The 12,678-nt window shown below is 41.2% G+C and carries 6 protein-coding genes; 2 read left to right on the plus strand and 4 right to left on the minus strand.

The features are described from left to right. Positions 1-1,189, minus strand: a 1,189-nt coding sequence (locus LU635_RS17035; RefSeq protein WP_240100802.1) for a hypothetical protein, incomplete at its 3' end; no start/stop codon positions are given. A gap of 591 nt (positions 1,190-1,780) precedes the next feature. Between LU635_RS17035 and gltB the strand changes: the two genes are divergently transcribed. Continuing rightward, on the plus strand, positions 1,781-6,304 hold the full coding sequence (gltB, locus tag LU635_RS17040) for a glutamate synthase large subunit (protein ID WP_240100803.1): 4,524 nt from the start codon (positions 1,781-1,783) through the stop codon (positions 6,302-6,304). Between the two features lie 5 nt (positions 6,305-6,309). Then, positions 6,310-7,770, plus strand: coding sequence for a glutamate synthase subunit beta (locus tag LU635_RS17045; RefSeq protein WP_240100804.1), 1,461 nt, complete (start codon positions 6,310-6,312; stop codon positions 7,768-7,770). Between the two features lie 151 nt (positions 7,771-7,921). Here LU635_RS17045 and LU635_RS17050 read toward each other — a convergent pair whose 3' ends face one another. From LU635_RS17050 to pta, 3 genes are all read right to left on the minus strand, one after another. Then, on the minus strand, positions 7,922-8,866 hold the full coding sequence (locus tag LU635_RS17050; protein WP_240100805.1) for a DUF4382 domain-containing protein: 945 nt from the start codon (positions 8,864-8,866) through the stop codon (positions 7,922-7,924). A gap of 268 nt (positions 8,867-9,134) precedes the next feature. Continuing rightward, a complete protein-coding gene (locus tag LU635_RS17055) occupies positions 9,135-10,322 on the minus strand; it encodes an acetate/propionate family kinase (protein ID WP_240100806.1) in 1,188 nt (395 codons plus the stop codon). 6 nt (positions 10,323-10,328) lie between these two features. Beyond that, positions 10,329-12,422, minus strand: coding sequence for a phosphate acetyltransferase (pta, locus tag LU635_RS17060; protein WP_240100807.1), 2,094 nt, complete (start codon positions 12,420-12,422; stop codon positions 10,329-10,331). Between the last annotated feature and the right edge of the window lie 256 nt (positions 12,423-12,678).

Here is a 12,678-nt window from a genome sequence, read left to right on the forward strand (position 1 = left end):
TCTGAACCGTACCAGTGCCGCCATCCAGACAAACTTCAGCAGCCTGTAATGTAGGATTAGGATTAATATTAGTAGGATATTCACATTCCACATTTCCAAACGGCGAGGTGATCATAAGCTTTACAGTAAAATCAGCTGCCCCGGCATCAACATACACAGTAGTACTTGAGGGCGTGGTAGCAGGATTGAACATGGTATTTGCATCGCCTCCTTCGATAGTCCAAATATATTGAGGACTCAGGGCGGCATCTACCGGGGTCACAGAATATTCCAGGCCTGTTGTTCCTTCACAGGCTGAATCTACTCCTGAAAGATCACATTCTGGAGGAGGTATTACAGCACTTGCTTTAAGAGACCTGTCCTGATTTCCTAAATTATTCAGGTTCCAGTCTTTTAAACGCATGTGATAAGGCGATCCACTAATTCCTCCTGCTGAACGGGGCACGCCATCAATGAATCCCCAGTCTGCCCGGCTGGCTATATGACCACCCCAGGCCAGCACCATGGTTTGTCCTTCGGTACCACCTGTAGTAAAAGTCACAATTACCTGTTGCGCCACTTTATCCAAAGAAAGATCAGCAGCAGCCCCATTTACAATATTGGTAATAGTTCCACCCCACAGGGTCATTACTGCACCGCCAGCTCCCAGGTTCCCAAAACTGCTTTGAGGTTCCGGTGGAACGGGAGAATTTAAATTCGTAGGAGTGGGAATTGGAAAAGTACTTTTTGGACCTCCTTCCGTAAATCCCGGAATACCAATAGTTGGATCGATGTTTTCAGCCGCATGGCCATAGGCCAGGATATGAGGTTCCAATCTTTCATAATGGGTAAGATAATCAAGAGCATGTTTGCCACTATGCTTCACATCATATTCCAGGGTAAGATTAACCACCGTATTAGCCGGCATATTTGTCAAAATAGCCCTATAGCCAACCGAGGAACCTTCAAAATAATGTGCCTGCGTGGGACCCAGGTTACCATTCTCCCAATTTCCCGGATTATTTGGTGAATCGGCCGAGCCATTTCTGATCTGGTCCAGATTAGCTGCAGGCTGCTGGGAATAGATGAAACCGGTTTGAGAGAGAAAAATAAAGAAGCTTACCAGGAAGATTTTCAGCTTATTTATACATACGGAGTTTTGAAGCAAATTGGAATTACCAATCTGCATTTCTAATGTAGAGTCTTTCATAATTATTTTTTTAAAGATTAGTCACTATAGCACGATTAACCTTCAATAGCAGACTGGGTTCAAGACTGTAATAAAACAGAGGAAGAGAAAATGAATCTAAAAAAACAGGAAAGGGGGGAAACCATCTGGACTAACCAAAGACCAGCACAAATACCTAACTGGTATATTACTTCGTTGGGGAATTACATTCTTACCTTAAAAAGATAAGAGAACCTTCAATTGTCAGGTTATTCAGATCAGGGGTTTTTGTAGGAAAAAAATTTAAGGTCTTTTTACTGGAAAGGCAATGAGATTTTACATAAAATTTGATAGAAGTTTAACTTTTAATAGTGTCTCAAATTTAACAAATTTCTAAGCATTAAAACTCTAAAAAAAACGCTGAAACCAAAAACGGGGGTTATCACTTAAGATGGAAAAAAGTCCAAAAAAACCATTCTCAAATTCACAATTTCCCCCTTTTATTTTACTGAATTTGCATTAAAACCTTCTTTAATTATCAATTCCTAAAAAGTTGATTTTAAAGTTATTGATCTTTGTTAGTTTCATTCGGTTTTATTTAACTTTAAAAGAATAATTCAGAAGGAAATAGGTATGAGAATAAAAGAACAGGGACTCTACTCCCCTCTAAATGAGCGCGATAACTGCGGCGCAGGTTTTATTTGTAATCTTAATGGTGAAAAAACCAACCAAATCATACATAAGGCGATTGATATCCTGGTTCGTCTGGAACACAGGGGCGCTGTTAGTGCCGATGGAAAGACAGGCGATGGTGCCGGAATATTGATCGAAGTTCCCCACGACTACTTTAAAAAAGTCTGTGAGTTTGAACTACCGGAATTCCGGTCGTATGCTGTTGGAATGCTCTTTCTGCCAAAGAATAAGAATCAGGCAGAATTATGTAAGAAAATATTTGAAGAAGAAGTTGAAAATCAACAACTGGAAATCCTGGGATGGAGAAATGTTCCGGTGAACCATTCCTGCCTTGGTAAAATGGCCAGCAGGGTTGAGCCGGCTATTCAGCAGGTTTTTGTAGGTCGACCGGAAAAACTGGATGATCAGAAGTTCAATGCGAAACTATATACGGCCCGCAAAATTGCGGAGCATCGCGTGGAAGAATCGGAGCTCGCCCAAAGCGAGTATTTCTACTTTTCCAGTCTCTCAACTAATACCATAATATATAAAGGGCTTTTAATGCCACAGGATATTAATGAGTACTACAAGGATCTTAACGATCCTGATGTAATCACAAAATTAGCCCTGGTGCATCAGCGTTTTTCTACAAATACTTTCCCCACCTGGGATCTGGCACAGCCTTTCCGGTATATGTGTCACAATGGAGAGATCAATACCCTGCGAGGAAACTTAAGTAGAATGAGAGCCCGAGAAGAGCTTTTTGAAAGTGATATCTTTGGTGAAGATATCAAGAAAATTGTCCCTATCACCATGGAAGGAAAATCAGATTCCGCTTCTATGGATATGGCTCTAGAGTTATTGCTTCAAACAGGAAGGTCTTTACCAGAAGCAATTATGATGATGGTTCCGGAAGCCTGGGAGAAGAACCCTTCCATGAACGATAAGAAAAAAGCTTTTTATGAATATAACGCCTGTATCATGGAACCCTGGGACGGCCCAGCTTCCATACCTTTTACCGATGGGAATTACATAGGTGCATTATTAGACAGGAATGGCTTAAGACCTTCCAGATACACGGTAACCAAGGATGGCTACGTGGTGATGTCTTCTGAAACCGGAGTCCTTGATATAAAGCCGGAAAATGTTCTGCGTCACGGTAGACTGGAGCCTGGAAGAATGTTCCTTGTAGACATGATAGAGGGACGCATCATAGAAGATAAAGAGGTTAAGGAAAAGATCGTAACCCGACTCCCCTACCGGGAATGGTTAAATGAGAACCTTTTACCTCTTGCTAATGTTCCTTACACTGGTAATAAAACTCCGGTAGAGGATATACCTTATATTACAAGACTAAAACTCTTCGGTTATACCTATGAGGATATAAGCACCATTATTGCACCTATGGCCTCTCATGGTAAGGAAGCCATCGGTTCTATGGGTACCGATATCCCTCTGGCGGTACTTTCAGATAAACCACAATTATTATTCAATTATTTCAAGCAGCTTTTCGCCCAGGTCACCAATCCACCTCTAGATGGTATCAGGGAAGAGATCGTGACAGATATCAGCCTGTCCGTTGGGGAGGATATCAACCTCTTTGAAATAATTCCAGAGCAATGTAAAAAACTGAAGATCCAGAATCCTGTTATTTCCAACGAGGATCTGGACAAGATAAAATATATAGACTACCCGGGCTTTAAGGCAAAATCTGTTTCAATGCTTTATGAAGCTGAAAAAGGGATGAACGGTCTGGAAGATCGTCTTGATGAGATGATCCTTGAAATAAACGATGCGGTGGATGACGGGTGCAACATCATCATTCTTTCAGACAGGAATGTAGATCCAAAACTTGCTCCTATACCTTCCCTTCTGGCCTGTTCATTTGTGCATCACCGCGTGAAAGATCATAACCGAAGAAGTTCTTTCGGGATCGTGATCGAATCGGCTGAGCCAAGAGAACCACATCATTTCGCAGCTCTATTCGGGTATGGCGCAAGTGCCATCAACCCATATATGGTAAATGAGGTGATCTATGACCTGGTTGAAAGAAATGAGATCAATGAAAAAGATCCGGAAGTAGCCGTAAATAATTTTAATGTAGCCATTGGTAAAGGTATTGTGAAGATCATGAATAAGATCGGAATTTCCACCTTATTATCTTATCGTGGCTCACAGATCTTCGAGATCCTTGGCCTAAACAAAAAGTTTGTAAGCAAGTATTTCTGTAATACACCTACCCGAATTGAAGGTATTGGTCTTTATGAAATCGAAAAAGAGATCCAGAAGCGTTATGAGCATGCTTTCTTCCCTCCTGAAACAGAAACAGACCTTGACCTTGAGATGGGAGGGGATTATCGCTGGAGAAGAAATGGAGAACGTCACGTTTTTAACCCTGCCAGTGTTGCAAAACTGCAGCAGGCTGTAAAGCAGAATTCTTATGAAACCTATACTGAATACTCCAACATAATAAATGAGCAGAATGAGAAGCTCATGACACTTCGCGGAATGTTCAAATTCAAGGACCTCAATCCTATACCTCTCGAAGAGGTAGAGCCGTGGACCGAGATCGTGAAAAGATTCAAGACCGGAGCCATGTCTTTCGGTTCCATTAGTAAGGAAGCTCACGAAAACCTTGCTATCGCAATGAACCGGATCAAAGGAAGAAGTAATTCCGGGGAAGGCGGTGAAGATCCCGATCGCTTCCAAAAAGATATCAATGGTAACTGGAGAAACTCTGCTATTAAGCAGGTAGCTTCAGGACGTTTTGGAGTTTCTATAGATTACCTTTCGAATGCGAAGGAGATTCAGATAAAGATGGCTCAGGGAGCAAAGCCCGGAGAGGGTGGTCAGCTGCCTGGTCCCAAGGTGAATCCTGATATCGCCAAAACAAGAAATTCTACTCCTTATGTAGGTTTGATATCACCGCCACCGCACCACGACATTTATTCCATCGAAGATTTGGCACAACTTATCTTCGACCTTAAGAATGCAAACAGGGAGGCCCGTATTAATGTAAAACTGGTTTCCAAAGTTGGAGTCGGAACCATAGCCGCCGGAGTTGCAAAGGCCAAAGCCGATGTAGTCCTTATTTCGGGTTATGACGGAGGTACAGGAGCTTCTCCTCTTACTTCGCTAAGACACGCAGGACTGCCCTGGGAACTTGGGATCGCTGAAACTCAGCAAACCTTATTACTAAATAATCTTAGAAGCAGAATAGTTGTTGAATGTGACGGGCAGTTAAAGACCGGTCGTGATGTAGCTATTGCCTGCTTGCTGGGGGCCGAAGAATTTGGTTTCTCCACAGCACCACTGGTAGCTACAGGGTGCATCATGATGAGGGCCTGTCACCTGAACACGTGCCCGGTAGGTATTGCAACCCAGGATCCTGAATTAAGAAAGAATTTTAAAGGCACTCCTGAAAATGTGATCAACTTCATGTATTTCATAGCACAGGAGCTTAGAGAGATCATGGCACAGCTAGGTTTCAGGAAAATGGACGAGATGGTTGGTCAGAGCCAGAAACTGGATATGAATCGTGCAATCACGCATTTCAAGGCCCAGGGAATCGATCTTTCAAGCATCCTTCATAAGCCTAAGATAAAAGAGGGCGTACCTTTATCAAATACTGAAAAACAGCTTCACAACCTTGAAGGGGTACTTGATTTTGAGATCCTGAGACAGGCTCATCCGGCTATATACAGGAAAGAACCGGTAACCCTGAGTTTCCCTATCGCTAATACGAACAGAACTACAGGGGCTATCATAAGCAACGAAATCTCTAAGATACATGGTGCAAAAGGTTTACCAACAAATACCTTAACCCTTAACTTCAAAGGTTCAGCAGGACAAAGTTTTGGAGCTTTTTCCGCACATGGTCTTAACCTGAACATAGAAGGGAATTCAAACGATTATTTTGGAAAAGGTCTTTCAGGGGCTATACTTTCAATTAGAAAGCCTAAGGAAGCTACTTTCAAATCCAACGAAAATATCATCATTGGTAACGTGGCGCTTTACGGAGCTATTTCCGGTGAGGCATATATCAACGGTATTGGAGGTGAGCGTTTCTGCGTAAGAAATTCCGGCGCCAAAGCAGTTATTGAAGGTATTGGTGATCACGGATGCGAATATATGACCGGAGGTGTTGCGGTGATCCTTGGAAAGATAGGCCGAAATTTTGCCGCAGGAATGAGCGGAGGAACGGCTTATATTTTTGATCCTGATCATGAAGTTGACAGGAATAATTTCAATATGGAAATGGTAGATCTGGAGTCCCCTTCAGATGAAAACCTTCAGGATCTTGAAGAACTTATAGTAAATCACTATCAGTATACCGAAAGTGAAGTGGCCAAAGCCATTCTGGATGACTGGGAGAACAGTTCCAAAGGATTTATAAAAGTGATGCCTGTAGAATACAAAAAGGCTTTACTGAGATTAGAAGAAGAAAAAGAATTAAGTGAAGAGGTAGATTTAAAAACAGCTTAAGAAAAATGGGTCAATTAAGAGGATTTTTAGAATATGAACGCGTTGAAGAAGACAAAAGGAAAGTTGAAGAACGCGTTAAGGATTATCATGAATTTACAAAGGAACTAGATACAAAAGAGCTTAACAAGCAAGGTGGACGCTGTATGGACTGTGGAATTCCATTTTGCCATAGCGGGTGTCCCCTGGGCAATCTTATCCCCGATTTTAATCATGCGGTTTACAGAAATGACTGGCATAAGGCTTTAAAGATACTTCATGCCACCAATAATTTTCCTGAATTTACAGGAAGGCTATGCCCTGCGCCCTGCGAATCAGCCTGTGTACTGGGTATCATCGAGCCGCCAGTGAGCATAGAGTTGATTGAAAAATACATTGTAGAAAGGGGTTTTAAGGAAGGATGGATACATCCTGAACCACCTGCCCATCGTACCGGCAAGAAAGTAGCGGTAATTGGATCAGGGCCTGCCGGACTAGCTGCAGCACAGCAGTTGAACAGAGCCGGCCATACAGTGACGGTTTTTGAAAGGGATGCCAAAATAGGTGGTCTTTTGCGTTACGGAATTCCTGATTTCAAAATGGAAAAGAAAGTGATAGACCGTAGGCTGGAAATTATGAAGGCTGAAGGGATCTTGTTCGAAACCAATGTAGAAGTTGGCAAAAACTACGATATAGAAAAACTGGATGAGTTTGATGCCGTGGTACTTTGTGGCGGAGCAACCGCCAGACGTGATCTTCCAATTCCTGGAGCCGATGCAAAAGGCGTGATGCAGGCAATGAAATTTCTTAAAAACAACAATGAAGTTGTTGATGGATTAAAGGAATTAGAGGAAGACCTCAGTGCTAAAGGCAAAGACGTTATCGTGATAGGTGGTGGAGATACAGGTTCAGACTGTGTAGGTACTTCCAACAGGCATGGAGCCAAATCGGTTACCAACTTTGAGATACTGCCTATGCCTCCGGAACACAGAAGCTCAGAAAATCCATGGCCTTACTGGCCCTTCACTTTGAAGACTAGTTCTTCACATGAAGAGGGTGTAACCAGAAACTGGAGTATTCTAACCAAAGAATTCGTAAAGGATGCTGATGGAAACCTGAAAGGTTTGAAAACGGTACAGATAGAATGGGAAAGAAAGCCAGGACAGCGACCTGAAATAAAGGAGATCCCAAATACCGAGAAAGAATGGCCATGCGACCTTGCGTTGCTTTCCCTAGGTTTCACCGGACCGGAAAAAACATTAAGTGAGAAACTAGGTGTGGAAACCGATGCCAGGACCAATATCAAAGGTGGAAAGAATTATCAGACGAATGTGAAAAATGTTTTCGTGGCCGGTGATATGAGGCGCGGCCAGTCATTAATTGTCTGGGCTATTTCTGAAGGCCGGGAAGCAGCACATCATGTGGACAAATTCCTCATGGGAAAATCCAAATTACCCATTAAAGGGAATGGCGATTTACCCACAGTATAGTAAAATCCTCCTGGGCAAGTCCACGGAGGATTAAAGAGGACCACGTTTTAACTTTACTAACGAGGTAAGCCTCGGGAGATTAACCCTCCTAGAATATAAAAGCCCCTCCGCCAGAAGCGAAGGGGTTTTTTTAATTATTGTCTTGTCTTTCTTACAATCCTAAAAGGCCAGTAAATGAAATCTCAAGATTTACTTCAGAATTGGCTTCAACCGTAAAACCGCTTAGGTCAATACTACTTGCGGTATCTGCTTCAACACGGCCGGAGAATTCAAGTTTGCCATCCTGATCTTCGTCAGAATAAGAAGCGAAGTGCAATTCGTAATCTCCTTCTTCAAGAAAATGGATCTCAAACTCACCATTTGATTCAGAAACTACTGAGCTGCTAACGGCATTTGAAAAAGTGACACCCTCTCCATTTGCATTGCTCTCAGATTCACTGAAGCTACCTTTCTTGTACGCATAAGCTACTACAACGTCTCCTTCAGCTTCACTGGTATTATCTACAGTTCCTGTAACTATACCGGCTTTCATACTGTTTACAGCTCTTATATTGCTTTCAAGCTGTGATTCAGAGACAAATGAATAGTCATCAGCTTCATGCTTCAAACTTTTACGAAGATCAAAGTCTAGTACGAGTTCATTTTCCACATCCTGTACAATCTCAGCCTGGTCATTAATGTTCAATTCAACAGCGCCAGATAGTTCCTCTTTTGCCCCGCCGCTAAGAACCACATAGTTTCCAGGGCCATTTCCAGAGGCATCAGTATCGGCAAGCATTAATGTGATATCTGAGGTTGTACCGGCGTCCAGGTCTAATTCCCCTAAAAGTTCGGTATTCCCTTTGGTAAGACTGCTTACTTCGATTGTAGTTTTACTAAAGCCTTCTATAGCTTTACCATTCACTTTAACTTCAGAAACCGTAATAAAAACAGCTTCCACATTTGCTTCATCAACTGGAGAATCGGTAATATAAACCGCTGTGGAGTTCCCTCCCTCGCCGGTTTCCGGCTCTTCCACTGAATCGTCTTCAGAACAGGAAACAAATAAAATTAATCCTAATAATAATCCTAATCTACTTAAGTTTTTAAATAGCATAAATAATAGTTTTAAACGCCTAATATTTTCAAGGCATTTTGGTTAACATTCATTGATCTGATTGCGGCTAGTATCAGAATAGACCTAGATTTCGATTTGGAAAGATATTAACGCAAGAGTTCTGCCAGCATTCCTTAATGAAAGCTTAAAATTGCTTAATTTCCTGTTAATTTCAGGTGAGTACGCCTATAAATAAACCTGAGCCACTCCGACCATAACTAGCCTGACGATTAAACTAAAAGTTAACTTTACTGTATGATGTTCCTGATTAGGAGATCAGCTCAAAGCTTTGTTGCGCAATTTCCAATTCTTCATTTGTAGGGATTACCAGAATTTTAACCTTAGATCCTTCAGCTTCAATTGCCCTTAATTTTTTATCGCGAATCTTATTTTTTTCTTCATCCAGTTTTATCCCAAAGAAGTCCATATCCCTGCAGACCAGACTTCGAATAACACTACTATTTTCTCCTATACCTGCGGTGAATACCAGGGCATCAACCCCGTTCATTACTGCAGCATAGGCACCTATATATTTTTTTATCCTATAGGCATTCATATCCATAGCCAGTTGGCACTGTTTATTTCCTTTTGCAGCCTGCTCTTCAATATCCCTAAGATCACTATAACCGGTAAGTCCGTACATTCCACTTTTTTTATGTAATAAATCGCTTACCTCCTGTGATGTATATCCCAGTTCATCTATTAAGTAAAAAATAACCGATTGGTCTATGTCCCCGCTTCTTGTTCCCATAATAAGGCCATTAACCGGTCCAAAACCCAAAGAATGATCCACACTCTTACCATCTTTTACGGCGGTTATACTACAGCCATTTCCTAAATGGATGCTGATGATTTTTGAATTATCTTTCTGAAGTTCCTCTATAGCCTTTTTCGAAACATATTTATGGCTGGTACCGTGAAAGCCATAAAGCTGGATATGTCTCTTTTCGTAAAATTCAGTCGGAATAGCATACTGCGCAGCCTTTTGTGGAATGGTTTGATGAAATGCAGTATCAAACACAGCAACCTGCCGGGAGCTTGGAAAAAGTTCCTCGGCAACCTCAATTCCTTTTAAATTGGGCGGGTTATGCAGGGGTGCCAGTGAAAAATTTTCTCTGATTTTCTCTTTTACTTCTGCGTTTATTGCAATGGTTTTGGAGAAAACATTCCCGCCATGTACCACGCGGTGACCCACAGCTGCGATTTCATCTTTATTCCGGATGACTCCTATTTCAGAATTCATCAAATAATCTGTAATCGCTTTTAGCGCAACCGCATGATCTTTAACTTCCAGTTCTTCTGTTATTGAATTATCCCCCACTTTATAATGAAGCTTGGCATTGTCAAGTCCAATTCGTTCTACCATTCCCGAAGCCATTACTTCTTCGGAAGGCATTCGTATAAGTTGAAACTTTAAAGAAGAACTTCCTGAATTTATAATTAAAATATTTTTCATACTAAATTAAATTCCTTGTGCCTGAATGGCTGTTAGGATTACAGTGTTATAAATATCGGCTACGGTACATCCACGGCTTAAATCGTTCACTGGTTTATTCAAGCCTTGAAGCATTGGGCCAATTGCTAAAGCACCGGTTTCCCTTTGCACCGCTTTATAAGTATTATTTCCGGTATTCAAATCTGGAAAAATCAATACATTGGCCTGTCCTGCTACTTCCGAATCGGGTAATTTACTTTTGCCAACACTCAGATCTACGGCAGCATCATACTGAATTGGACCTTCAACCTTAAGATCTGGCCGTCGTTTTTTAACCAGTGCTGTAGCTTCTCTTACTCTATCCACATCGGCTCCTTTTCCTGAAGTACCCGATGAATAGGAAAGCATAGCTATTTTTGGTTCGATGCCGAATGCGGAGGCACTTTCAGCAGAAGAGATTGTTATTTCCGCCAATTCTTCAGCGGTAGGATTAGGATTGATCGCGCAATCGCCAAAAACGGAAACCCTGTCTTCCAGACACATGAAAAATATTGAAGAAACCACAGAGACATCCGGTTTGGTCTTTATAAACTGAAGTGCCGGTAAAATGGTATGCTGTGTGGTATGGGCAGCACCAGACACCATTCCGTCCGCATGCCCCTTATAAATCATCATGGTTCCAAAATAAGATACATCGCTCATTCTGTCTTTAGCCATATCCATATTCACGCCTTTATGCTTTCGCAGTGCATAAAAAGTTTCAGCATAATCCTGGAAATGAGTAGATTTTACCGGGTCTATTATATTTATTTTGGAAAAGTCAAGATCCAGCTGAATTTTAGCCACCGTTTTCTTAATTGCGTCAGCATCGCCCAGTAGGGTTAATTCAACCAGATTCATATCAATAAGCCGTTTTGCTGCAGTAAGGATACGCTCATCATTACCTTCCGGTAATACGATATGTTTCTTGCTTTTTCTAGCGCGTTGAACTAATCCATACTGGAACATTCTTGGAGTTATTCCCTGTGGCTCATAATCAGTCAGTTTTTCAACCAGAGAATCAAAAGATACATAACGTTCAAAAGTACTGATGGTTGTCTGTATTTTCTGAATACTATCAGCGTAAATATTAGATTTTATGTCCCCTACCTTATTGGTTACATTAAAGGTTCCATCCTGAACTGAAATTATAGGTACAATATCTGATAAGCCTTCTATCAACTTCAAAATTGATTCTTCGGGCGTTAAACCACCGGTTAGAATAATCCCTGAAATCCTTGGATAATTACTGGAAATATTTGCCTGTAAAGCACCAAGAATAATATCTGCCCTGTCTCCAGGTGTAATCACCAGGCTTTCATCCTTAAGTGTGGTAAGATAGTTACGTAACTGCATTGCTCCAACTCCAAAGTTTCCGGTCTGGTTATCCAGAAAATCCTGCCCGAACAGAACTTTACCATCAAGGGCAATTACTATTTCCTTTAAAGTGGGATTATTAAGGGTGTCGATTAATGGAATGGCAAAAACACCTACTTCCTCAGGTAAAAAGCCCTGCATATTTTTTTTGGCCAGTTCCAGGTTTTCTTCCTGAATTTTATTACTAACCATAGCAATCACCTGAACTTCTTTATCTGTAAAAGCCCGATAAGCCATTTGCTGGTTTCCCAGTAATTCTTCCCAGGTCTTCTTTTGACCACTAACCACAATTATAACCGGGATTCCCAGATTTTTGGCAATTACCGTATTAACATCGAACTCAAAAACGCTACCTTCCCCGGAAAAGTCACTACCCTCTACAAGGATAAAATCAAACTCCTCTTCGAGCTTTTTATACTTGGAAATGATAGTATCTATAATCTCTCCTGATTTCCCTTTATTTCTTTCATGAATAACTTCACTTCGAGTAAATGCAAAAGTATCCTCATAAGGGATTTTTAGATTAAAATAGCTTAGAATCGTGTCTATATGATTATCCTTTATGCCTTGTGGAGTGTCATTTATAATAGGCCTGAAATACCCTACTTTCATCATTTTGCCAAGTAAAGTACGCATAAGCCCCAGGCTTATCATGGATTTGCCGCTATGGGATTCCAAGGTGGCAATATAAATTCCTTTGTTCATAGTAATTAAATTGTTTGGCAAAAATAAAACTAATTAAAAAATGAGGCTTTTAAGTATCCCATAAAAGATACTAAACATGACATGAATCATATGTTTAAAACCGTTCGGCAGGAGCCGTTTCATTCTTTAAATCGAAGGATATTTGGTTATCGAATAGAATAATTACCTGTGGCAAACTTTAAATTATTCCATAAAAAAAACCCCTTCAGGATTACTGAAGGGGTTTTCAAGAAGAAGGCGGCGACATACTCTCCCA

The organism is Christiangramia crocea (assembly GCF_022410465.1).
In the GTDB taxonomy this organism is placed as follows: domain Bacteria; phylum Bacteroidota; class Bacteroidia; order Flavobacteriales; family Flavobacteriaceae; genus Christiangramia; species Christiangramia crocea.